Origin of the sequence: Saccharothrix sp. NRRL B-16314 (assembly GCF_000716595.1) — a bacterium.
Taxonomy (GTDB): Bacteria; Actinomycetota; Actinomycetes; order Mycobacteriales; family Pseudonocardiaceae; genus Actinosynnema.
The window spans coordinates 222,370-245,409 of sequence record NZ_JNXC01000004.1; the positions used below are offsets into that span (position 1 = coordinate 222,370).

Sequence of the window (23,040 nt, forward strand, 5' to 3'; positions counted from 1 at the left end):
TTAATACGAGCGCGGCAACTTCAGCGTGTGCTGCGCCACGAAGTTCAGGATCATTTCCCGGCTGACCGGGGCGATTCGGGACAACCGGGACGCGGCCAGCAGGGCGCCCAGTCCGTACTCGGACGACAGCCCGTTGCCACCGTGGACCTGGATGGCCTGGTCCACCGCTCCCGCCACCGCTTCCCCCGCCGCGTACTTGGCCATGTTGGCCGCCTCCCCAGCAGCCCGGTCCTCCCCAGCGTCGTAGAGAGCCGCGGCCTTCTGGGTCATCAGCCTCGCCAGCTCGACCTGGATCGCGCACTGCGCCAACGGGTGCGCGATGCCCTGGTGCGCGCCGATCGGCGTGTCCCAGACGGCTCTGGTGCGGGCGTACTCGCTCGCCTGGTCGAGTGCGCGGCGGGCCATACCGGTGGCGAGCGACGCGGCCATGATCCGCTCCGGGTTCAGGCCGGCGAACAGCTGGGCCAGACCGGCGTCCTCGGTGCCCACCAACGCGTCCAGCGGCAGCCGCACGTCGTCGAAGAAGCAGGTGAACTGCTTCTCGGGCGACAGCACCTCCATCGGGATGTGCCGGTACGTGAAGCCGGGCGCGTTCGTGGGCACGATCACCAGCGACGGCAGCAGCCGCTGCCCGGTGGCGTCGACGTGGCGTGCCACCACGAGCACGGCCTCCGCCTCGTCGACGCCGGAGATGTAGTACTTGCCGCCGTCGAGGACCCACTCGTCGCCGTCGCGGTGGATGGCGGTGGTGAGCTTGTGCGAGTTGGAGCCCGCGTCCGGCTCGGTGATGGCGAACGCCATCTTGGTGCTGCCGTCGGCGAACCCGGGCAGCCACCGCCGCTTCTGCTCGGCGGTGCCGAAGCGGGAGATGACGGTGGCGCAGATGGCGGGCGAGACGACCGTCAGCAGCAGCGGGCAGCCTGCCGCGGACAGCTCCTCGCACACGGCGGCCAGGTCGCCGATGCCGCCGCCTCCGCCGCCGTACTCCTCGGGTACGGCCACGCCGAGGTAGCCGAGCTTGCCCGCCTCGGCCCACAGCTCGTCGGTCTTCTCCCCCGCCCGCGCCTTGGCGATGAAGTACTCCTGGCCGTACTTGCGGGCCATGTCGGAGACGGCCTTGCGCAGGGCGCGCCGCTCCTCGCTCTCGGTGAAGTTGATCGTCATGAAACTGCTCCTCCACTCGGTCCCGCCGGCGAGTCCGCGGCTTGCACCACCGCGAGCACGTCGCCCGCGTCGACTTGCTGACCTGCCCGCACCAGCACTTCGGTGACGGTGCCGCCGGTGGAAGCCGGCACCCGGTGTTCCATCTTCATCGCTTCCAGCACCAGCAGTTCCGCGCCGGCCTCGACCCGCTGCCCCGGTTCGACCGCGACCCGCACGACCGTGCCGGGCATCGGCGCGACGCTCGCGCCCTCGGCGATCTTGGCCTCCGGCTCGGGGAAACGGGGACGGAGCCTCAGCGCCACGGCCCCCACGTCCACCCGGTCCCCGTGCACCGCGACCGGGAACGTCGTGCGCACGCCGTCCCGCTCGAACGTCACCGCGTCCGGCGACGCCGCCACGACGGTGAGGTCGAGGCTCGTCTCCACGCCCGCGCGGGTGTGCCGGTAGTCGACCTCGACCGTGCCGCCGTCGTGCTCGAACACGGTCTTCTGCCGCTGGGACGGGAGGTTGCGCCAGCCCAGCGGCAGGGCCGCGGTGCGCCGGCGTTCGGCCAGCGCGAGCGCGGCGGCCAGCGCGGCCGGCCGCACGTCCTCCGGTTCCGGCGCGGTGAGCGCGTGCCGGTCCAGGAAGTCGGTGTGGGTGTTGCCCGCCTCGAACTCCGGGTGCCGCAGGACGCGCACCAGCAGACTGCGGTTGGTGGTCAGGCCGTACAGTTCGGCGCGCGCCAACGCCGCGGCCAGCTTGCGGATCGCCGCGTGCCTGGTCGGCGCCCACGCGATCACCTTGGCCAGCATGGGGTCGTAGTGGACGCCGACCTCGCTGCCGTCCTCGACGCCGCTGTCGACGCGCACGCCGTCCGGCACGGCGAACCGGTGCACGGTGCCGCTCGCGGGCCGCCAGTCGTGCGCCGGGTCCTCCGCGTACAGGCGGGCCTCGATCGCGTGGCCGTTCGGGGTGGGCGGCGCGGCCGGGAGGTGTGCGCCCTCGGCGACGGCGAGCTGCCAGGCCACCAGGTCGACGCCGAACACCTCTTCGGTGACGGGGTGCTCGACCTGGAGCCGGGTGTTGACCTCCAGGAAGTGGAACGAGCCGTCGTCGGTGAACAGGAACTCCACCGTGCCCGCGCCGACGTACCCGATGGCCTCGGCGGCCTTGGTCGCCGCGTCGAACAGGCGCTCGCGGGCCTGCGGCGTCACGGCCGGGCTCGGCGTCTCCTCGATGATCTTCTGGTGGCGGCGCTGGACGGAGCACTCCCGCTCACCCAACGCCCACACCGTGCCGTGCGCGTCCGCCAGGATTTGCACCTCGACGTGACGGGTGTGCTCCAGCAGCGGCTCGCAGAACACCGTGCCGTCGCCGAACGCCGACTCGGCCTCGCGGCGGGCGGCGGCGACCTGCCCGGCCAACTCGGCGGCGGAACGCACCACCCGCATGCCCCGGCCACCGCCACCGGCGGACGCCTTGACCAGCAACGGGAACTCGCGGGCCGATTCCGGGTCGAGTTCCGGCAGCACCGGCACGCCGGCGGCGGCCATCCTCTTCTTCGCCGCGACCTTGGAGCCCATCGCGTCGATGACCTCCGGGTCGGGGCCGACCCACGTCAGCCCGGCGGCCAGCACGGCGCGGGCGAAGGACGCGTTCTCGGACAGGAACCCGTAGCCGGGGTGCACGGCGTCCGCGCCGGCGGCCAGCGCGGCGGCGACCAGGGCGTCACCGCGCAGGTAGGTGTCGCTCGGACTGGCTCCGGGCAGGCGCACGGCCGCGTCGGCCTCCCGGACGTGCGGCGCGTCGGCGTCGGGGTCGGAGAACACGGCCACCGGCGAGACGCCGAGCTCGCGGCACGTCCGGATCACCCGGCGGGCGATCTCGCCCCGGTTCGCGATCAACAGCTTGCGGATCATCGTGGCCTCACATCCGGAAGACGCCGTAGCGGTCGGCGCCCCTGATCGGTCCGCTGTGGATCGCGGACAGGCAGAGGCCGAGCACCGTGCGGGTGTCGCGCGGGTCGATCACGCCGTCGTCGTACAGCCGGCCGGACAGGAACGGGGCGAGCGACTGCTGCTCGATCTGCCCCTCCACCATCTGCCGCATGGCCGCGTCGTGCTCGTCGTCGTAGTCCTGCCCCTTCGCGGCGGCGGCCTGCCGCGCCACGATCGACAGGACACCGGCGAGCTGCTTCGGCCCCATCACGGCGGACTTCGCGTTGGGCCAGGTGAACAGGAACCGGGGGTCGTAGGCCCGGCCGCACATGCCGTAGTTGCCCGCGCCGTAGGACGCGCCCATGACCACGGTCAGGTGCGGCACCCGGCTGTTCGACACCGCGTTGATCATCATCGCGCCGTGCTTGATGATGCCGCCCTGCTCGTACTGCGCGCCGACCATGTACCCGGTGGTGTTCTGCAGGAACAGCAACGGTGTGTCGCTCGCGTTGGCGAGCTGGATGAACTGGGTGGCCTTCTGCGCTTCCTCGCTGAACAGCACGCCGCGCGCGTTGGCCAGCACGCCGATCGGGTAGCCGTGCAGGTCGGCCCAGCCCGTGACCAGGCTGCCGCCGTAGTCGGGCTTGAACTCGTCGAACCGGGAGCCGTCCACGATCCGGGCGACCACCTCGCGCGGGTCGAACGGCACCCGCAGGTCCGTCGGCACCAGCCCGAGCAGGTCCTCCTCGTCGTGCAGCGGCGGTTGCACCGGTTTCGGCGACGGACCGAGCTTGCGCCAGTTCAGCCGGGCGATGACGCGGCGGGTGAGGCGGATCGCGTCCACCTCGTCCTCGGCCACGAAATCGGCCAGGCCGGACGTGGTGCCGTGCATCCGCGCGCCGCCCAGCGACTCGTCGTCGGACTCCTCGCCGGTGGCCATCTTCACCAGCGGCGGGCCGCCGAGGAACACCTTCGACCGTTCCTTGATCATCACGACGTAGTCCGACATGCCCGGCACGTACGCGCCGCCCGCCGTGGCGTTGCCGAACACCGTGCTCACGGTCGGGATGCCGGCCGCCGACAGCCTGGTCAGGTCGCGGAACGCCCGGCCGCCGGGGATGAAGATCTCGCTCTGGCTCGGCAGGTCCGCGCCGCCGGACTCGACCAGCCCGATCAGCGGCAACCGGTTCTGCAACGCGATGTCGTTGGCCCGGAACGTCTTCTTCAGCGTCCACGGGTTGCTCGCGCCGCCGCGCACGGTGGGGTCGTTGGCGACGATCACGCACTCGACGCCCTCCACCACGCCGATGCCGGTGACCACGCTCGCGCCGACCGGGTAGTCGGTGCCCCACGCGGCCAGCGGCGACAGCTCCAGGAACGGGCTGTCCTGGTCGACCAGCAGCTCGATCCGCTCCCGCGCGAGCAGCTTGCCGCGCTTGTGGTGCCGCTCGGTGTACTTCGGCCCGCCGCCCGCGAGCGCCTTGGCGTGCTCGGCGTCCAGCTCGGTGAGCCGGGCCAGCAGCGCCTCGCGGTTCTCGGCGTACTCGGGCGACCGGCCGTCCACCGCCGTCCGCAACGTGGTCATGCGGTGAACCCCAATCGCCGTGCCGCCAGTTCGGTCATGACCTCGGTCGCGCCGCCCCCGATGCCGAGGATGCGCGCGTCCCGGTAGTGCCGCTCGACCTCCGCGTCACGGAGGTAGCCGGCGCCGCCGTGCAGCTGGACCGCCGCGTCGACGACGAACGAGCACGCCTCCACGGCCGCGTTCTTCGCGAAGCAGACCTGTGCGACGACTTCCTGCCCCTGCGCGGCCTGTGCCGCCACCTCGCGCGTGTACGTGCGGACGAGGTCGATGCGTTGCGCCATCTCCACCAGCCGGTGGCTGACGACCTGGCGGGCGATGAGCGGTTTGCCGAACGTCTCGCGTTCCCTCGTGTACGCCACGGTCAGGTCGAGGCAGCGCTGGGCCGTCGCGTAGGCCTGCACGGCCAGCGAGATCCGCTCCACCTGGAACTGGCGCATGACCAGCGCGAACCCGGCGTTCTCCTCGCCGACCAGGTTGGCCACCGGCACCCGTGCGTCCGCGAAGGAGAGGTCGGCGGTGTCCGAGCAGTGCCAGCCCATCTTCTCCAGCCTGCGGTCCACGGTGAAGCCGGGCGTGCCCTTCTCGATCACGAGCAGGCTCACCCCGCCGTACCCGGGACCGCCGGTGCGGACCGCTGTGGTGACGAAGTCCGCCCGGTCACCGGACGTGATGAACGCCTTCGAACCGTTCACCACGTAGTGGTCGCCTTCGCGGCGGGCGGTGGTGCGCAGGGCCGCCACGTCCGAACCGCCACCCGGTTCGGTGATGCCGAGCGACCCGATCAGCTCACCGTCCAGCGTGGGCCGGACGAACCGGTCGATCAGGTCCTCGTTCCCCGAGTCGACGATGTGCGGCAACGCGATGCCGTGCGTGAGCAGCCCGGCGACCAGTCCGGACGAACCACCGGCCTGGATCAGCTCCTCGGTGACCACGACGGTGTCGAGCAGGTCGCCCGCACCGCCGAGGTGCCCGGGGAAGCCGATGCCCAGCAGGCCGATCTTCGCGGCCGTCCGGTGCAGCTCGCGGGGCAGCTCACCGGCCCGCTCCCAGTCCGACAGGTGCGGCACGATCTCCTGCTCGGTGAACTTCCGCACGGTCGCGCGGAGGTCCCGGCGCTCCGGTGTCCCGAACAGCTCGGACGTCGTGGTCACAGCAGGGCCTCCGGGATGTCGACGTGGCGGGACCGCAGCCACTCCCCCAGCGCCTTGGCCTGCGGGTCGAAGCGGGTGGACGAGGCGACGCCGTCACCGAGCAGGCCGTGCAGCACGAAGTTCAGCGCCTTGAGGTTCGGCAGCTCGTGCCGGTCGACCTCACCGGCCTCGGGCAGCAGTTCCTTCAGCCGCTCGACCGTGAGCTCGGTGCGCAGCCACTCGTACTGCGCGTCGGTGCGCACCCACACGCCGAGGTTGGCGTCACCGCCCTTGTCACCGGAACGCGCGCCGGCGATCGTGCCCAGCGGAACCCTCCTGGAGGTGGGCCTCATACCTCGACCACCTTCCCGTCCGGCAGCACGGCCTGGTGCGACACCGACGTGCGCGGCACGTACGCGGCCTTGTACACGCCGAACGGCGTGCCGTCGCCGGGCGGCGCGGTGACGTGGAAACCCGGGTAGGAGCCCAAGGCCAGCTCGATGCCCGCCCGCGAGAACGCCTTGGCCCGCTTGGCATCCGCCGTCTTCACGGTGACGTGCAGCAGCGCGCTCGCCGCCTCCTCGGTGTCCGCGTCGACGTGTTCCGTGCGCGCCAACGTCCACGTCAGGCCGTCGGCGCCGAGAGCGGCTTCCAGCTGGTGCCGGACCAGGTCCGCCTTGGCCTCGACGTCCAACCCGGTCAGCACGAACGTGGTGGAGTTGCGGAACCCGCCCAGGGTGTTGAGGCAGACCTTGAGCGTGTCCGGCGGCGGCGAGCCCTTCACCCCGGAGATCCGGACGCCCCGGTCGTGCGGGTCCAGTCGGATGGTGTCGAAGTGGCTGACCACGTCCGGGCCGGGGTAGGCGGGCGCGCCGATCTCGTAGAGCAGCTGGGCGGTGACGGTGTCCACGGTGACCGCGCCGCCCGTGCCGTCGTGCTTGGTGATGACCGACGAGCCGTCCGCCTCGATCTCGGCGATCGGGAAGCCCGGCCTGGTCGCGTCGATCGCGGTGAAGGACGAGTAGTTGCCGCCGGTGGCCTGCGTGCCGCACTCCAGCACGTGCCCGGCGACGGTCGCGCCCGCCAGCGCGTCCCAGTCCTCCCGGCCCCAGCCGAAGTGCGCCGCGGCCGGTCCGACGACCAGCGACGCGTCGGTGACGCGGCCGGTGACCACGACGTCGGCCCCGGCGTTCAGGCATTCGGCGATGCCCCACGCGCCGAGGTAGGCGTTGGCGGTCAACGCCTCCGGGAACCGGTCGCGCAGGTCGTCACCGGTCACGTGGGCGACCTTGGCGCCGAGGCCGAGCTCGTCGATCGCCTCGGCCAGGCCCTCCGGGTTCAGCCCGCCCGCGTTGGAGACGATCTTGACGCCGCGTTCGAGGGCACGGGCCAGGTTCTCCTCGAGCTGGCGCAGGAACGTGCGGGCGTACCCGAGTCCGGCGTCCTTCATCCGGTCGCGGCCCAGGATGAGCATGGTCAGCTCGGCCAGGTAGTCGCCGGTGAGCACGTCCAGGTCGCCGCCGTCCAGCATCTCGCGGACGGCGGAGAACCGGTCGCCGTAGAAGCCCGAGGCGTTCCCGATCCGGATCACGGCTGCCCCTTGTCCCGGCCGGGTCCGGGCGGGCCCGCGAACGCCTGCGCGATGGGCAGCCACGCCTCGGCGTTGGCGCCGACGGCCGTGACGGCGAGGTCGTCGCGGTGCCGGCGCCGGGTCGCCAGCAGGCAGAAGTCCAGCGCCGGTCCGGTGATCCGGTCCTCGGCGTCCGCCGGGCCCCACGTCCACAGGTCGCCCTCGGGCCCGAGCAGCTCCACCCGGAGCGGCACCTGCGGCACCGGCAGGCCGTTGACCATGAACGCGTAGCCGAACGCGCGGACCGCGATGTGCGCGACGTGCTTGAGCCGGTCGGTCGGCGCACGGGTGACGCCGAGCGCGTCGGCCACGTCCTGGCCGTGCGCCCACGTCTCCATCAGCCGGGCGGTGGCCATCGACGCGGGGCTCATCGGCGGGCCGAACCACGGCACCTTCACGCCCGGCGGCACGGCGAGCAGCGCGTCGGCCAGCTCGTCGCGGCCCTCCCGCCACTGCTCCAGGGTGACCGGCTCACGCGCGCCCTCGTCCACCATGTCCGGCGTGGCCCGCTTCAGCGCTTCGGCGAACGCCTCCGGGTCGCGCGCGGCGAGCGCGGAGATCCGGTCGGTCCAGTGCAGGTGGGCGATCTGGTTGGCGATCGTCCAGCCCGGCGCGGGGGTGGGCGCCGACCAGTCGTCCAGTGGGGCGACGAGGGCGTCCAGCACCTCGCTCTCGGTGCGCAGGTCGATCAGGATCTCGTTGATCACAGCGTGTCCTCCAGCATCCGCGCCCAGTGCCCGATGACCCGCTTGCGCCGCTTGCCGTCGTCGGTGAGCTGGTTGGCCAGGGCCAGCCCGCGCACCAGGTCGAGCGTGATCTGCACGGCTTCGCGGACGCCGGGTTTGGTCTCGTCGGCGTTCAGCAGTTCGACGGCCAGGCGGTGCGTCTCACGGCCCAGCCGGACCTCCAGCGGCACCACCACGGTCTTGAGGTCGGGATCGGTGCGTGCCGCGACCCACAGTTCGAGGGCGGCGGTGAACAGGTCGCTGGCGTAGTAGTCGGCGATCAGCTCGACCACCGCGACGGTGCTCCCGTTGACCAGCTTCGCCCGCTCCTTGAGGTGCAGGACGCTCTCCACGCCCAGGTGCTCGACGGCCGCCGCGACCAGCTCGCCGCGGGTGCGGAAGTGGTGCAGCTGAGCGCCCCGGGACACGCCCGCGCGCTCGGCGACCACGGTGGTCGTCGTGCCCGCCCAGCCGTGTTCGACCAGGCACTCGACGGTCGCCTCCATGAGCTTGCGCCGCGTCTCCCGGCTGCGGTCGGCCTGCCGCCTGGTCTCCTTGGGCCCGATCCCCTTGGGCGTGGTGTCCGTGGCCATGGGACCGAGTGTTCCGCGCTACTAACAAACAGTCAAGACTGATTGTTAGTAGCGCGGACCGTGCTCGGACCGCCTACCAGCCGCCCTGCGCCATCGTCTGGAACAGCCACTCGCCGTCGACCTTCACCAGCAGGTCGCCGTACCGCACGACCTGCGAGAACCCATCGACCGTGAAGGTCGCGTCGGTGATCACGAACACGAGGTTCGCGTTGATGAAGTGCGGCGTGCGGACCGACTCCATCCGCACGTCACCCTCACCGAGGGTCGCTTCCATGTCGGCGAGGAACCGCGCCCGGTCCCACGACTGCGCCGACCCGTCGGTGACCGCGTTGACCGGGAACAGGGCCATCCCGGCCATCGCCTCGACGTCCTTGGCCACGGCCCGGGCGTCCCACTTCTCGAACCACGCGAGCACGCCCGCCACGTCGTCATCGGTCGGCACGAATCCCACTCCGGTGTCACCCATGCCGTACAGCGTACGGTAGGTCGTACGATCCCGCTCCCGGTCGACCGAACAGCGGTTCCGAACCGATTCGGACCGCTGTTCCATGGGTGACCTGACGAGGAGGTCGGTGTGGGCGCTTCGCGGCGGGACCTGTTGCGCTGGTGGGGAATCGCCACGCTCACGACGGCGGGGAGCGCCGCCGCCGGGCCGCCGCCGCGGTGGCAGCGGCTGCGCGCCCGACTTCACGGCGACCTGCTCCAGCCAGGTGACCCCGACTACGAGACCGTGCGGCTGCCGTTCAACTCGCTGTTCGACCACCAACGGCCGGCGGCGATCGCCCGCTGCACCCGGGTGGAGGACGTGCAGCACTGCTTAACGGAAGCCCGGCGCGCCGACATCCGGGTGGCGGCCCGCAGCGGTGGGCACAGCTACCCCGGGTACTCCACACCGCACGACGGGCTGGTGGTGGATCTCGCGCCGATGTCCGGGATCGAGGTGCGGCCCGACGGCACGGCCGTGATCGGCGCCGGCGCACGTCTCGGCGACGTCTACGCCACGCTGGGCGCGGCCGGGCGCTGCCTGCCCGCCGGGAACTGCCCCTCGGTCGGCATCGCCGGTCTCACGCTGGGCGGCGGCATCGGCTGGGTGGACCGCACGTACGGCCTCACGTGCGACTGGCTGCGCGGCGCCCGGGTGGTCACCGCGGACAGCCGCGTGCTCACGGCGTCGGCCGATCGTGAACCGGACCTGTTCTGGGCGCTGCGCGGCGGGGGAGGCGGGAACTTCGGCGTGGTCACGTCGTTCGAGTTCGCCACCGCGCCGGCGCCCGACGTGCTGACGGTGTTCCGCGTCCGGTTCCCGGCCGGGTCGGCGGCGGACGTGCTCGGCGGCTGGCAACCGTGGAGCGTGGCCGTGCCCGAGGAGGTGTCCAGCGTCTGCGTCGTCCTGCCGGACGGCTCGGTCGACCTCACCGGTTGCGCCATCGCCCCGGCGACCGCGCTACGGGCAGAGGTGGCTCGACTGCTCGGCGCGATCGGCGTCGACGCGCCGTTGGAGCACGCCGAGGTGGACTACCTGACCGCGATGCGGATCATGACCGGCGGCCACCCGCCGCGCAACGCGTTCCGGGAGTCGTCCCGCGTCGCGGACGGGATGTGGTCCGATCCGGCGGCGGTCGCGGGAACGTTGCGCGGCAGGAAGAGCCCGCTGCTCATCGTCGGCGCGCTGGGTGGCGCGATCGACCGGCTGACGCCCACCGACACGGCGTACCCGCACCGGGGCGCGCCGACGTCGATCTCGGTGTTCGGCGCGGTGGGCGACCTGCCGCCGGAGCGGGTGACCCGCGAGGTGGACGAGGTGCAGCAGGAGTTGGCCGGGCTGATCGGCACCGGCACGTACATCAACTACCTGGACCCGGAGCAGGAGGACTGGGCCGCCACCTCATACCGCCACAACCTGCCCCGCCTGCGCGCCGTCGCCCGCCGCTACGACCCGGACCGCGTGCTGCGGTTCCCCCAGTCGGTGCGGTAGGTCGTCTACAGCATCCCGGCGGCGCGGAAGAGCCGGTCGTAGATCTCGCGGATCACGGCCTCCTTGCGCGCGTTGTAGTCCATGACGTGCCCGCCGCCGGGGATCGCCGCCCGTTTCGCCTCCTCGTACCGCGCGCGGTCGTCCGGATGGGCGCGCAGCCAGTCGCGGAACATGCGGGTCCGGATGGTCTCGGGGCTGTCCGGACCGTGCACGTGCAGGTTCGTGCGGGGCTCGGCGAGCGTCAGGCACCGGTGCTGGTGGAACGACGGCTCCCGGATGACGAGGACGTAGCCGGCGCGTTCGAGCGCGGGGACGTACCGGTCCTCGTTCTGGGGTCGGCGACCGTGAGGTTGATGTCGATCACGTCCTTGGCGGCCAACCCCTCCACGGAGGTCGATCCGACGTGCTCGACGTCCAGGACCGCGTCGCCGAGCGCCGTGCGGATCCCCGCCGCCAGGGTTTCGTAGCGGCCGGGCCACCGGGGGTCGTACGGCACGATCGTGACCGGTGCGGGCGCGGGCGGACCCAGGACCCACGGGTTCTCAGACGGGTCGGCGTCGTGGTGTCGGGTGATCTCGTCGAAAGTCGGCACCCGCCGCAAGGTAGCGCCGTCGAACGGGGACGTCCACCGCTTTCGGGGCCGGTCAGAGCAGGGTCAGCTGCTCCTGGACCAGGGGCGCCGGTGGGGTCGACGCGGGGAGGCTGCCTTCGGGCCACAGACCTTCCTCGTCGCCCGGAACGCCCACCTCCGCACGCTTGCCGCGCGCGTCCAAACCGTGCTTGGCCAGCAGTGGGCCGATGCGGGCGGCGAGCAGACGGCGGTACCGGGCGTCCACGTAGGACCCGCGCGCGTACAGCTCCCGGTAGTCACCGGCCAGGTCCGGCCGTTCCCGCAGCAGCCACCGGGCGAACCACTCCCGCGCGCCCGGCCGCAGGTGCAGCGGCAGCACGGTCACGCCCGTCGCGCCCGCCGCCGCGATGGACGCCAGCAGCTCGTCCAACTGCTCGTCCGAGTCGGTCAGCCGGGGCAGCACCGGCGCGACGAACACCCCGCACGGCAGGCCCGCGTCCCGGATCCGGCGCACCAGGTCCAACCGCGCCTGAGGGGTCGGCGTGCCCGGTTCGAGGCCTGCCTGCAGGTCCCGGTCCAACAACGCGAGCGACACCCCGATGCCCACCGACACCGACGACGCCGCGTCCGCCAGCAGCGGGAGGTCGCGGGCCAGCACGGTGCCCTTCGTGAGGATCGAGAACGGCGTCCCGGAGTCGGCCAGCGCCCGGATGATGCCCGGCATCAACGCGTACCGACCCTCCGCCCGCTGGTACGGGTCGGTGTTCGTGCCCATGGCCACGTGCTCGCGCCGCCACCGGCGGGACCGCAGCTGACCCTTCAGCACCTCCACCGCGTTGACCTTCACCACCACCTGGGTGTCGAAGTCCCGCCCCGCGTCGAGGTCCAGGTACGTGTGCGTGTTGCGGGCGAAGCAGTTGTGGCTGACCAGGCCGTTGGCCACGAAGTCACCGGTGCCGGTGGTGATGTCGTACAGGGTCCGCGCCACCCCCAGCGACTCGACCGACACCACCGCCAGCCGGGACGTCACGGGCACGGTCATGCCCTCCACCGCGTTGCCGCGCGGGATCGCCGGACCGATCAGGTGCAGGAACCGCAGCCGCTCGGCCAGCCCGCCGAGGACCCGCACCCCGCGCACCTCGACCACGTGCCCCACGCGCAGCCGGGTCAACGCCAGCACCGCCGCGTCGAACACCGCGCCGTCGGCGCTGGACATCACCAACTGCCCGCCGGTGGAGCTGCCGCGCGCGTCGAACAGGCCCGCCAGGAACCCCTTCGACCACTCCTCCCCCGGCGTCACCGGCCAGTCGACCAGGTCCTGCTCGCGCGGCACGCGCCCGCCGGTGTACTCGCGCAGCCGGGCCAGCACGTCCGGGTGGCTGGGCAGACCGCCGCGCACCACGCCCCACAGGTAGCCGGTGCGGTACTGCTCGCCCTGCGCGGGCGGTGCGGCGAACCGGCCCGTCCCGACCAGCTGCGCGCCCTTGACCAGGAACGGGCGTTCCTCGAAGTCCGCGCACCGGCCGGGCGTGACGTGCTTCCAGCCCTCGTCGGTGAGGAACCGGTGGTCGCCGCCCGAGACGACCTGGGTGCCGTCGGCCAACGTCACCCGGTACGCGGGCTTGGTGGTCTGCCAGTGCGCCCGCACGCGGGTGACCACGAACCGGCCTTCGACCGTGCCGAACACCGCCTCGCCCACGGTCAGCTCGGCGATGGGCTTGGTGCGCCCGTCGGCCAGCAGCACCGGCGTGTCACCGGTCAGGCAGTACGTGCAGCCGTGCGTGCAGCCCCGGTACGGGTTGACCGTCCAGCCGAACGGCAGGTCACCGCCCTGGACCTTGTTGAGCACGGACTTGGCGTTCACCTCGTGGAACACGATGTCGGCGAAGTCCGGAGTTCGTACGCTGCGAACCAGCCCCGGCAACCCCGGCAGAGCCTGCTGCCGGTCGGCCCCGTCCTTCTGCCCGTCCCATCGCATAAGTCCATTCGAACATGTGTTCGAACTACGGTCAAACGGAGTGCCCGTGTCAGTGCTGGACGTCATCCTCTGGCCCTTCAACACCCCCGCGGTGACCTTCGCCGGCGTGACCACCAGCTGGGGCGAGGTGGCCGGTTTCATCACCGGCGCGCTCTGCGTGTGGCTCGTGGCCCGGCAGAACCCGTTGAACTGGCCGATCGGCATCCTCAACAACCTCGCCTTCCTGGTGCTGTTCGCGACCAGCGGCCTGTACGCCGACTCGTGGCTCCAGGTCGTCTACGTCGCGCTCGCGCTGTACGGCTGGTGGGCGTGGCTCCGGGGCGGCACCGAACGCACACCGCTGCCGGTCAGCCGGACCACCCGCGCGCAGTGGTGGTGGCTGCTGGCGGCCGGCGTGGCCGGGACGCTGCTGCTGGTGTGGGTGCTCACCTCGTTCACCACCTCGACGGTGCCCTGGCCGGATTCCGTGACCACCGTGCTCTCCCTGCTGGCCACGTGGGGCCAGACCCGCAAGAAGGTCGAGTGCTGGTGGCTGTGGATCGCCGCGGACGTGATCTACGTTCCGTTGTACGCCTACAAGGACCTGTGGCTGACGGCGATCCTCTACGTCGGCTTCATGGCCCTCTGCGTGCTGGGCCTGCGCAACTGGACGAAGGCCCTGCGCGAGGACGAGCGCGACGAGCTGGTCGCCGCGTGACCGACTTCGACCACGCGCTGGTGCTCGGCAAGTTCTACCCGCCCCACGCCGGCCACCACCACCTCATCCGCACCGCCGCCGCGCGCAGCCGGCGGACCACCGTGACCGTGCTGGCGTCGGCCGTCGAGTCCATCCCGGTGGCCGACCGGGTGGCGTGGCTGCGCGCCGAGCACGCCGGCACGCCCGGTCTCGTCGTGCTCGGCGACGTGGACGACCACGAGATGGACTTCCACAGCGACGCCGTGTGGGAGCTGCACATGGGCGTGGCGAGGGCGGTTCTCGCGCGACGGGCGATCATGGACGGCGACCCGGCGTCGGCGGCGGTCGACGCGGTGTTCTCCAGCGAGCACTACGGCGACGAGATGGCCAAACGGCTGGGCGCCGCGCACGTGCTGGTCGACGTGGACCGCGACACCTTCCCCGTGTCGGGGACGGCGGTCCGGGCCGATCCGCGCGGCCAGTGGGCGCACCTCGCGCGGGCGACCCGGGTGGGGCTGTGCGCGCGGATCGTCGTGCTCGGGGCGGAGAGCACCGGCACCACGACGTTGTCGCGCGACCTCGCGGCTGCGCTGGGCGCGCCGTGGGTGCCCGAGTACGGGCGTGAGCACACCGAGCTGAAGCTGGCCGCCGCCCGCGCGTTCGACCCGGACGCCGCCGTGGACGGTCTGGTGTGGACGGTCGGCGACTTCCAGGACGTGGCGCGCCGGCAGCGGGAGCTGACCGACGCCGCGGTGGACGGCCCGGTCCTGGTGTGCGACAACGACTCGTGGGCGGCGACCGTCTGGGGCCACCGGTACCTGGGCGCGCCGCACCCGGACATCGCGCCGGACGCCGACCGCCCCGCCCTGTACCTGCTCACCGATCACGTCGGCGTGCCGTTCGAGCAGGACGGGTGGCGGGACGGCGAGCACCTGCGGGCGTGGATGACGGCCGAGTTCCAGGCGGGACTGTCCGCGCGGGACGTGCCGTGGCGGCTGGTCACCGGGTCGCCGGAGCAGCGGCTGCGGCAGGCCCTCGCGGCGTGCGAGGAGGCGGTGGCCCGGCACTTCCGGTTCACCGACCCGCTCGGTCAGGTCACGGTCGGCTTGCCGAGCGTGACACCGCACGCCTGAGGTGGGTCGGGCAGTATGTGCGCCGTGCACGCCAAGGATCTGATCGCCGCGCACGGCGGACACGGACACGGACACGGCCGCTCCACCGAACCCTCCTCCCAGCCGGTTCGGAAGCTGTTGCTGGTCCTGCTGCTGCCGTTCGCGCTGGCCACCGTGGTGGGCACGCTGCTGCTGTACCCGTTCGGGCACGAGCAGCGCACGGGCGCGGAGGCCGGGCTCGCGCAGGTGCCGGTGCGCGGTGACGTGACGGCCGTGGCGCAGGGCGGGTGCGGGCCGGACGCGACCGCGCCCGGCGCCACCGGGTGCTTCCTGGTGACCGTGAAGATGAGCGACGGCGCGGCGGCCGGGCGGGACGTCCGCATCCCGATCCCCGACCAGCCGGGCACGCCGAAGTTCGAGGTCGGTGACGCGGTCGTGCTGTCCTACGGCGGCGGCGACCCGAACGACAGCACGTCGTACCAGCTGGCCGACTTCCAGCGCGGGGTTCCGCTGCTGCTGCTCGCCGTGCTGTTCGCGGCGGCGGTGCTGCTGCTGGGGCGGTGGCAGGGGCTGGCGGCGCTGGGCGCGCTGGCGTTGAGCTTCGTGGTGCTGGCGCTGTTCGTGCTGCCCGCGATCCTCGCCGGTGAGAGCCCGCTGACCGTGGCCGTCGTCGGCGCCGGGCTGATCATGTTCGTGGTGCTGTACCTGACGCACGGGTTCTCCGCGCGGACGTCCACGGCGGTGCTGGGCACGTTGGCCAGCCTGGCGTTGATCGGCGTGCTGGGTGCCGCGTTCTCCGCGTTCGGGAAGCTGACCGGGCTGGACCAGGAGAGCGCGAACCTGGTGTCGCTGCTCGGGCACGACATCGACACCCGCGGGCTGCTGCTGGCGGGCACCATCATCGGCGCGCTGGGCGTGCTGGACGACGTGACCGTGACGCAGACCAGCGCGGTGTGGGAGCTGCGCCGGGCGAACCCGTCGCTCGGGTTCCGGGAGCTGTACGCGGCGGGGTCGCGGATCGGCCGCGACCACCTGTCATCCGTGGTGAACACGCTGGTCATGGCGTACGCGGGCACGGCGCTGCCGTTGCTGCTGGCGTTCTCGCTGTCCGGGCGGACGCTGGGCGAGATCCTCACCGCGCAGGAGGTGGCGCAGGAGGTCGTGCGGACGCTGGTGGGCAGCATCGGCCTGGTGGCCGCCGTGCCCATCACCACCGCCCTGGCCACGTTCGTCGCCGGTCGCGAACCGTTCCCCGCCTCCCCCGCGCCCGACGACGACCGCACGCCAGACACGGACGAGGTCACGTCGGCGCTGAACCCCACGTGGCGCAAGCGGGTGTCCGGTGACCTGCGGACCGGCTACGACCCGGCCAAGGGTCCGTGGCGCCGTCCCGCCGCTAGCGGGCAAGCAGGACCAGCACCAGGGCGATCGCGGCGGGCACGGCCTGCACGACCAGGATCCGACGACTGACCGTCGCCGCGCCGTACAGGCCCGCCACGATCACGCAGATCAGGAAGAACACCGCGAACGCGAACCCCGTCGTGCCCGGCGCGATCAACGCGAAGATCAGACCGGCTGCCAGGAAGCCGTTGTAGAGCCCCTGGTTGGCGGCCAGCACCTTGGACTCGGCGGCGAACGCCTCGGTCGTGCCGAACGTCGCACGGCCTCGCGGAGTGGTCCAGAGGAACATCTCCAGCACGACGATGTAGAGGTGGACGGCCGCGACGAGCGCGGTCAGGACATCAGCGGCGATCTGCACGGATCGGTAACGTACTCGCATGCTGAGGACCGTGTTGAGCCTCACCACCCGGGTCGCCACCGGGTTGGTCTCGGGCGTGCTGTCACTGCCGCGGATCGCGGACGCCCTGGAGCAGCTGGCACCACTGGCGCAGGCACTGCCGCAGGTCGTCGAGCTGCGCGGCACGCTCGAACGGCTGGAACAGCTCGCCACGTTCCTCGCCAACGAGCTGCCGGAGGCGTTGCACCAGCTGGAAGCGGTCCGGCAGCAGCTGGCGGACCTGGCGCCCAAGATCACCGCGCTGGCGGACGACACCGGGCAGCTCGACGAGTCGATCCGGGTGCTGGCCGCCGCGCTCGGGCCGCTGCAGGGCACCACCGAGCGGTTGGGCCGGTTGGTCGACCGGCTGCCGGACCGCAAGCGTCGCGGACCGGCGCTACCTGGATAATCAGCGGGTGGGACGGATCCGGAAAGCCGACGAGACCATCAGCCGGGAGGTCGACTCGGGCATCGCGGAACTGGTTCCCGACCCGGACGTGCCCAGGGCGTGGATGCTGCGCCTGAACGGCACGCCGCAGTCGCACGTCGACCTGGACGACCCGACGCACCTTGAGTTCGAGTACCTGCGCAGGCTCGGCCACGTCGCCGACCTGGTCGCGCCGGGCAGCGACCCGATCCGGGTGCTGCACCTGGGCGGCGGCGCGCTCACCCTCCCCCGGTACATCGCCACCACTCGGCCGCGGTCCACCCAGCAGGTCGTGGAGATCGACGCGGCGTTGATCGACCTGGTCCGGGGCGTCCTCCCGCTGGACCGGAACTGGCGGCTGCGCATCCGCAACGGTGACGCGCGGGCAGTGCTGGCCAAGGCGCCCGAGGACGCGTTCGACCTGGTCGTGACCGACGTGTTCGCCGGTGCCCGGACGCCCGCGCACCTGACGTCGGTCGAGTTCGTCGCGCTGGCGTCGCACACCCTGCGCCCGGGTGGGGTCTACGCGGCGAACATCGGCGACGGCGGCAAGCTGGCGTTCGCCAAGGCGCAGGCCGCCACCGTCCGCGCCGTGTTCCCGCACGTGTGCGTGCTGGCGGAGCCGGGTGTGTTCCGGGGCAGGCGGTTCGGCAACTTCGTCATCGTCGCGTCACACGTCGAGCTGCCGGTCGCGGCCCTGACCAGGCTCACGGCCGGCGACCCGTTCCCGGGGCGCGTCGAGCACGACGACTCCCTGATCCGCTTCATCGGCGGCGCGCCGGCGACCACGGACGAAACGGCCACCCAGTCACCTTCCCCGCCCAAGGGCACTTGGGGCCTGCCCGACGAGTGAGCGGCTAGCGGCGCGGCCACCCCGAAAACGCGTGAGTCCTACGTTCAGAACCCGTGAGTCCTACGTTCGCGACCCCCGAATTCAACGCTCAGAACGCGGACGTCGCGCTTAAGCGGGCATGTACCGCCGGTGTACCGGCACGTCGGATGCTCGTTGCGCGTGGGTACCGGCGGCGGCTCCGGACGAGGGGTGGGGCCGCCGCGCACGGCCCCGCCGCACGCCGCCGCACCCCACCAACGTCACCCCATCAACGTCACCGCACACCGCACGCGTCACCGCACCCGCCGCACGCGTCACCGCACACCGCCGGCGTCACCGCACCCGCCGCACCCGCCGCACGAGTCACCGCACGCCGCCTCACCCACCGCACGCCGCTGGCATCACCGCACGCCGCCGCACCTCACCGACGGAGCGGACGTGTCAGGCCTGGTCGAGGGTCGAGACGAAGCGGGAGATGGCTTCGGGGGTGAGCTTCTGGGCCAGCCGGCCGGTGGGCGCCATGGAGCCCAGCCGGTAGAGGGGTCGGTCGGCGGCGGCCAGGCCGCGGGCCTCGGCACGCAGTTGGGCCACCAGCAGCTCGGAGAACACCAACCCCGGCGCGTCACCCCGACCCGCCAGCACGTCGGCCAGCTTGCGCAGCGACAGGACGCCCTGCTCCCGTCCACCGGTCCCCGCGTAGATCGCCAACGCCAAGTTGATCGCCTTGCCCCCGCCACGCACGAACAGCCCGACAGTCCGGGTGCCACGCATGTCGGTGACGAGCAGATCCAACTGGTCGGCGACGTGGAGGTCCACCGAACGCGTGCCGAACGCGCGCACCGACAGCACGCGGCCGTCCAGCCACACCCGCCGCCGCGCCTCGGACCACGCCAGCAGCAACAGCGGCAGCGCGAACACCGCCGCCGTCACCAGACCGGCGGTCCGCCCGGCGAGCAACCCCAGCAACCCGCCGAACGCGCCGGCCACGATCAGCGCGCCGATGCCGACCGTCCGCGCGCGCTTGCGCACCGCCTTCGGGTCGAGCAGGTCAAGGGCAATCCGCTCGCTCACCGGCCCAACGCCTCCAGCACCGAGATCACCACGTCCGCCAGCGGCACGGGACGCTGGTCACCCGACGCCAACTCCTTCACCTGCACGACGCCGGCCTCGATGTCACGCTCGCCCAGCACCAGCGCGAACCGCGCACCGGACCGGTCGGCGCCCTTCATCGCACCCTTGAGCCCCTTGCCGCCGTACGACAGGTCGAACCGCACCCCGGCCGCACGCAGCGGCGCGGACAACGCGACCAGCCGCGACTTCGCCGCCTCGCCCAACGGCACGCCGTACACGTCGCACCGCGTCTCGTCACCCGGCGACACGCCCTCGACCTGGCACGCCAGCAGCGCCCGGTCCACGCCGAGCCCGAACCCGACGCCGGACAGCGGCTGCCCGCCCAACTGCTCCATCAACCCGTCGTAACGCCCGCCGCCGCCGATGCCGGACTGCGCGCCCAACCCGTCGTGCACGAACTCGAACGTCGTCTTCGTGTAGTAGTCCAGACCGCGCACCATCCGCGGGTTCTCCACGAACTTCACGCCCAGGTCGTTCAGGTAGCCCTTGACCTGCTCGTAGTGCGCCAGCGATTCCGCCGACAGGTTGTCCACCATCAGCGGCGCGTCCGCGACCAGCTCACGCACCTCGGGCCGCTTGTCGTCCAGCACCCGCAACGGGTTCAGCTCGGCCCGCCGCCGCGTCTCCTCGTCCAGCGGCAGCGCGGCCAGGAAGTCCTGCAGCTTCTCCCGGTACTGCGGACGGCACGTGGTGTCGCCCAGCGACGTCAGCTCAAGCCGGTACCCGGTCAGCCCCAACGCCCGGAACCCCGCGTCGGCGACCGCGATGACCTCGGCGTCCAACGCCGGGTCGTCCACGCCGACCGCCTCGACGCCGACCTGGTGGAACTGCCGGTAGCGCCCGGCCTGCGGCTGCTCGGCGCGGAAGAACTGCCCCGCGTACGCGAGCTTCACCGGCAACTGCCCGCGGTCGAGCCCGTGCTCGATCACCGCGCGCATCACGCCGGCCGTGCCCTCGGGCCGCAGCGTGATCGACCGGTTGCCCCGGTCGGTGAACGTGTACATCTCCTTGCTGACCACGTCGGTCGACTCGCCGACGCCACGCGCGAACAGCGCGGTGTCCTCGAAGACGGGCAGCTCGACGTAGCCGTACCCGGCCCGGCGCGCGGACTCGATCAGGGTGTCGCGGACCGCCAGGAACGACGCGGAGGTCGGCGGGAAGTAGTCGGGCACGCCCTTGGGCGCGGCGAACGGTGGTGCGGAGGAAGCGGGTGCGGAGGAAGACGTCGTCACGGTTCTACAGTCCTCGGTGCGGTGCGGCCGGCGCGTCGGCTGAACCCAGTCCCAGCAGGAACGGGTTGCCCGCGCGCTCGCGGCCGATGGTCGTCGTGGGCCCGTGGCCGGGCAGCACCACCGTGTCGTCGGCCAACGTCAGCACCTTGGTGCGCAGGGACGTCAGCATCTCGCGGTGGTTGCCGCCCGGCAGGTCGGTGCGTCCGATGGAGCCGGCGAAGAGGGTGTCGCCGGACAGCACGAGCCGTCCGCCCTCTTCCGTGCCGGCGCGGAACATCACCGACCCGCCGGTATGGCCCGGTGTGTGGTCGACGGTCAGCCGGAGACCCGCCAGGTCCAGCTCGGCGCCGTCGGTCAGTTCGCGCACCTCGCGCGGCTCCCGCATCTCCAGGTTGCCGCCGAAGAAGGACCGCGACTCGGCGCTGATCCCCTTGAGCGGGTCGGACAGCAGGTCGCGGTCGTCGGGGTGGATCCACGCCGGTATGTCGTTGCCGTCGCAGACGGGCGCGACGGAGAACGAGTGGTCGAAGTGCCCGTGCGTGAGCAGCACCGCGACCGGGGACAGCCGGTGCTCGCGCAGCGCCTCGGCGATCGGCTCGGCCGCGTCCTGGCCGGGATCGACCACCACGCACGCCCCGCCGGCACCCGTGGCCAGCACGAAGCAGTTGGCCTGGAGGGCGCCGGTCGGGAACCCGATCACCAGCACGGGATCACCTCTCGTCGGCAACGGATCTACAACGGATCCCTGCGGACCCCGTCAACCAGCCTATCCGGCATACACCAGCCATATACGTGCCCCCTAGACTGCTGACCGATCGTCGCCGTCGACGGGAGATCAGGGAGGTTGCAGGTGCCGACCAACGTGCAGCGCCGCGAGCAGGCCAAGCGGAAGCTGGAACGCCAGCTCGTCCGCAGGGCTGAGCGCGCGAAGCGGCGCCGGATGCTCGCTGTAGTCGCGACCGCCGCCACCGTCGTAGTCGTGGCGGGTGGTGTGTACTTCTTCGCCACGGCCGACTTCGGCAACGACACAGGTGACGACGCCGCCGCTACCTCGACCACCCCGGCCGCGCCGATCGAGATCCCCACCGAGGTCAAGGCGCTGCCGACGCGTCCGACCCCGATCGCGGACCCGGCGACCTGCGAGTACCGGGCGTCCACGGAGCCCGCGTCCAAGGAGGGCACGAAGGCCCCCGAGGCAGGCGGCGTCGCCGCGACCGGCACCGCGACCGCCACCATCAAGGCGAACATCGGCGAGCTGAAGCTGACCCTGGACCGCGCTTTGGCGCCGTGTGCGGTGAACAGCTTCATCAGCCTGGTCAAGCAGGGCTACTACGACGGCAGCAGCTGCCACCGCATCGGCACCGAGGGGCTCCAGATGCTCCAGTGCGGTGACCCGACGGGCACGGGTTCCGGTGGTCCCGGGTACACGTTCGACAACGAGACGTGGCCCGAGCTGACCTACGGCCGGGGTTACCTGGCGATGGCGAACGCGGGCACGGACGAGGCGACCCAGAAGGGCACCAACGGGAGCCAGTTCTTCATCGTCTACGGCAACGCGCAGCTGGCGCCGGACTACACGGTCTTCGGCAGCATCGACGAGGCCGGCCTGAAGCTGGTCGACGAGGTCGCCCGTGCGGGCCACGACGGTGCGTTCGACCCGGCGCCCGGTGGCGGCAAGCCGAACAAGGAAGTGAAGTTCGAGTCGGTCTCCGTCGCGTAGACCGCGTCGCGCAGACCCCGTCCGCAGACCACGGGCGAACACGCAGGGGCCCGGCACTCGGGAGAGGAGTGCCGGGCCCCTGCGCCTTCCCCGTCGGTTTGTGGGGACCGACAGGCGGATTGTCCCACCGCGCGATGACGTTTCGCTGACGCGACCCGACCGCGCGGGCGCGTTCCGGCAGGTGGACGCCCTGGGACGGCTAAACGGGCGAGTGACCGGCGGACGTCGGACTCCCGCGGCGGGACAGCGTGGCGGCGAATGCCCGCCGTGCGGGCATTCAGCGAATCGGGAATCGCCCAGGGCTGACACGCATTTCTAAGCTATTCGCTGGTAGAGAGCGCGTTCCGGCAATCACGCTCCGTATTGACGCGACCACACCCAATCAGCGGATACCCTCCCGAACGGCCAGGCGATTCGATTCGCTTACCCGAGAAACCAATTCGGGCATCAATTTCCAGGGAGGGAAGTTGAAGTTCGCCAAATCGTTCGCCGTACGCACGGCGGTCGTGATTTCCGCATTGTTCATGATGTTCACGGGCGTTCAGGCCGCGCAGGCCGAGACCGCCGCACCACCGCAGGCCGTGGCTGCCGCGCCGGCACCGTCCGGTGACGTGGGCGCGCAGGTCATCTGCGGGCTGCACGAGGAGTTCTGGGGATGGTACTGGGGCAACTGCACGAACTCGCCCATCATCATCCGCTGGCACATCTGGTCGAACCCGTGGTCGTACAAGTGCACCGCGCCGCACAGCGACACCTTCGTCGGCGCCGACACGCCCACCGTCGAGGTGCTCCAGGGCCCCTGCATCCCGTAGTAGACGGCTTTTCCCGACCCGGGTCCGGCGCGATCACGCGCCGGACCCGGC

Annotated in this window: 20 protein-coding genes and 2 pseudogenes; 8 read left to right on the forward strand and 14 right to left on the reverse strand. The window is 72.0% G+C overall.

From position 1 onward, the window contains the following. The 8 genes and pseudogenes from OQ02_RS10870 to OQ02_RS10905 form a co-directional block, all read right to left on the reverse strand. Complete coding sequence (locus OQ02_RS10870; protein ID WP_033438285.1) at positions 1 to 1,158, reverse strand: acyl-CoA dehydrogenase family protein; 1,158 nt, start codon at positions 1,156 to 1,158, stop codon at positions 1 to 3. Between the two features lie 2 nt (positions 1,159 to 1,160). Next, complete coding sequence (locus OQ02_RS10875) at positions 1,161 to 3,065, reverse strand: acetyl/propionyl/methylcrotonyl-CoA carboxylase subunit alpha (protein WP_033438196.1); 1,905 nt, start codon at positions 3,063 to 3,065, stop codon at positions 1,161 to 1,163. A gap of 7 nt (positions 3,066 to 3,072) precedes the next feature. Further along, positions 3,073 to 4,668, reverse strand: a complete 1,596-nt coding sequence (locus OQ02_RS10880; protein WP_033438197.1) for an acyl-CoA carboxylase subunit beta — start codon at positions 4,666 to 4,668, stop codon at positions 3,073 to 3,075. Next, positions 4,665 to 5,819, reverse strand: a complete 1,155-nt coding sequence (locus OQ02_RS10885) for an acyl-CoA dehydrogenase family protein (RefSeq protein ID WP_033438198.1) — start codon at positions 5,817 to 5,819, stop codon at positions 4,665 to 4,667. The genes OQ02_RS10880 and OQ02_RS10885 overlap by 4 nt, the downstream gene beginning before the upstream one ends. Next, a pseudogene (locus OQ02_RS40045) lies at positions 5,816 to 7,329 on the reverse strand (acyclic terpene utilization AtuA family protein). Before OQ02_RS40045 ends, OQ02_RS10885 begins: the two are co-directional and overlap by 4 nt. Positions 7,330 to 7,385: 56 nt before the next feature. Then, a complete protein-coding gene (locus OQ02_RS10895; RefSeq protein WP_033438199.1) occupies positions 7,386 to 8,135 on the reverse strand; it encodes a TIGR03084 family metal-binding protein in 750 nt (249 codons plus the stop codon). Next, positions 8,132 to 8,746 (reverse strand): TetR/AcrR family transcriptional regulator, encoded by a 615-nt coding sequence (locus OQ02_RS10900; RefSeq protein WP_033438200.1) that lies wholly within the window; start codon positions 8,744 to 8,746, stop codon positions 8,132 to 8,134. Before OQ02_RS10900 ends, OQ02_RS10895 begins: the two co-directional genes overlap by 4 nt. A 73-nt stretch (positions 8,747 to 8,819) precedes the next feature. Continuing rightward, positions 8,820 to 9,212, reverse strand: coding sequence for a hypothetical protein (locus OQ02_RS10905; RefSeq protein ID WP_033438286.1), 393 nt, complete (start codon positions 9,210 to 9,212; stop codon positions 8,820 to 8,822). A gap of 108 nt (positions 9,213 to 9,320) precedes the next feature. Here OQ02_RS10905 and OQ02_RS10910 point away from each other — a divergent pair, with 108 nt between their 5' ends. Further along, entirely contained in the window at positions 9,321 to 10,721 is a 1,401-nt protein-coding gene (locus OQ02_RS10910; RefSeq protein ID WP_033438201.1) for an FAD-binding oxidoreductase, read from the forward strand. Positions 10,722 to 10,726: 5 nt separating this feature from the next. On the opposite strand, the pseudogene OQ02_RS47125 reads toward OQ02_RS10910, so the two are convergent. Then, positions 10,727 to 11,313 (reverse strand): annotated as a pseudogene (locus tag OQ02_RS47125) (GrpB family protein). 52 nt (positions 11,314 to 11,365) lie between these two features. Then, positions 11,366 to 13,270: an intein-containing Rv2578c family radical SAM protein gene (locus tag OQ02_RS10920; RefSeq protein ID WP_197043277.1), complete on the reverse strand. Its 1,905-nt coding sequence runs from the start codon at positions 13,268 to 13,270 to the stop codon at positions 11,366 to 11,368. A gap of 46 nt (positions 13,271 to 13,316) precedes the next feature. On the opposite strand from OQ02_RS10920, the gene pnuC reads away from it, so the two are divergent. From pnuC to OQ02_RS10935, 3 genes are read left to right on the forward strand one after another with little or no spacing between them, the layout of a single operon-like run. Further along, a complete protein-coding gene (gene pnuC / locus OQ02_RS10925) occupies positions 13,317 to 13,967 on the forward strand; it encodes a nicotinamide riboside transporter PnuC (protein WP_033438202.1) in 651 nt (216 codons plus the stop codon). After that, positions 13,964 to 15,079: an AAA family ATPase gene (locus OQ02_RS10930; protein ID WP_051772147.1), complete on the forward strand. Its 1,116-nt coding sequence runs from the start codon at positions 13,964 to 13,966 to the stop codon at positions 15,077 to 15,079. Before pnuC ends, OQ02_RS10930 begins: the two co-directional genes overlap by 4 nt. Before the next feature lie 15 nt (positions 15,080 to 15,094). After that, positions 15,095 to 16,528 carry a YibE/F family protein gene (locus tag OQ02_RS10935; protein WP_081915518.1) on the forward strand — a complete coding sequence of 478 codons (1,434 nt, stop codon included), beginning with the start codon at positions 15,095 to 15,097 and terminating at the stop codon, positions 16,526 to 16,528. On the opposite strand, the gene OQ02_RS10940 is transcribed toward OQ02_RS10935, so the two are convergent. Then, positions 16,455 to 16,838 (reverse strand): DUF1304 domain-containing protein, encoded by a 384-nt coding sequence (locus OQ02_RS10940; protein WP_442973601.1) that lies wholly within the window; start codon positions 16,836 to 16,838, stop codon positions 16,455 to 16,457. The two genes, OQ02_RS10935 and OQ02_RS10940, sit on opposite strands and share 74 nt — an antisense overlap. Between OQ02_RS10940 and OQ02_RS40850 the strand changes: the two genes are divergently transcribed. Both OQ02_RS40850 and OQ02_RS10950 read left to right on the forward strand, forming a co-directional pair. After that, positions 16,837 to 17,244, forward strand: a complete 408-nt coding sequence (locus OQ02_RS40850) for a hypothetical protein (protein WP_051772148.1) — start codon at positions 16,837 to 16,839, stop codon at positions 17,242 to 17,244. The two genes, OQ02_RS10940 and OQ02_RS40850, sit on opposite strands and share 2 nt — an antisense overlap. Positions 17,245 to 17,251: 7 nt before the next feature. Continuing rightward, positions 17,252 to 18,115: a spermidine synthase gene (locus OQ02_RS10950; protein ID WP_051772149.1), complete on the forward strand. Its 864-nt coding sequence runs from the start codon at positions 17,252 to 17,254 to the stop codon at positions 18,113 to 18,115. A 420-nt stretch (positions 18,116 to 18,535) separates the two neighbouring features. Here the strand turns inward: OQ02_RS10950 and OQ02_RS10955 are convergent, their stop codons facing one another. From OQ02_RS10955 to OQ02_RS10965, 3 genes are read right to left on the reverse strand one after another with little or no spacing between them, the layout of a single operon-like run. Beyond that, complete coding sequence (locus OQ02_RS10955) at positions 18,536 to 19,165, reverse strand: hypothetical protein (protein ID WP_033438204.1); 630 nt, start codon at positions 19,163 to 19,165, stop codon at positions 18,536 to 18,538. Further along, positions 19,162 to 20,457 (reverse strand): histidine--tRNA ligase, encoded by a 1,296-nt coding sequence (gene hisS / locus OQ02_RS10960; RefSeq protein WP_051772150.1) that lies wholly within the window; start codon positions 20,455 to 20,457, stop codon positions 19,162 to 19,164. The genes OQ02_RS10955 and hisS overlap by 4 nt, the downstream gene beginning before the upstream one ends. A gap of 4 nt (positions 20,458 to 20,461) precedes the next feature. Further along, positions 20,462 to 21,163 (reverse strand): MBL fold metallo-hydrolase, encoded by a 702-nt coding sequence (locus OQ02_RS10965; RefSeq protein ID WP_033438205.1) that lies wholly within the window; start codon positions 21,161 to 21,163, stop codon positions 20,462 to 20,464. 144 nt (positions 21,164 to 21,307) lie between these two features. Here OQ02_RS10965 and OQ02_RS10970 point away from each other — a divergent pair, with 144 nt between their 5' ends. Both OQ02_RS10970 and OQ02_RS10975 read left to right on the forward strand, forming a co-directional pair. Next, positions 21,308 to 22,177: a peptidylprolyl isomerase gene (locus OQ02_RS10970; RefSeq protein WP_033438206.1), complete on the forward strand. Its 870-nt coding sequence runs from the start codon at positions 21,308 to 21,310 to the stop codon at positions 22,175 to 22,177. 467 nt (positions 22,178 to 22,644) lie between these two features. After that, positions 22,645 to 22,989 (forward strand): hypothetical protein, encoded by a 345-nt coding sequence (locus OQ02_RS10975; protein ID WP_156076970.1) that lies wholly within the window; start codon positions 22,645 to 22,647, stop codon positions 22,987 to 22,989. The last annotated feature ends 51 nt before the right edge of the window (positions 22,990 to 23,040 follow it).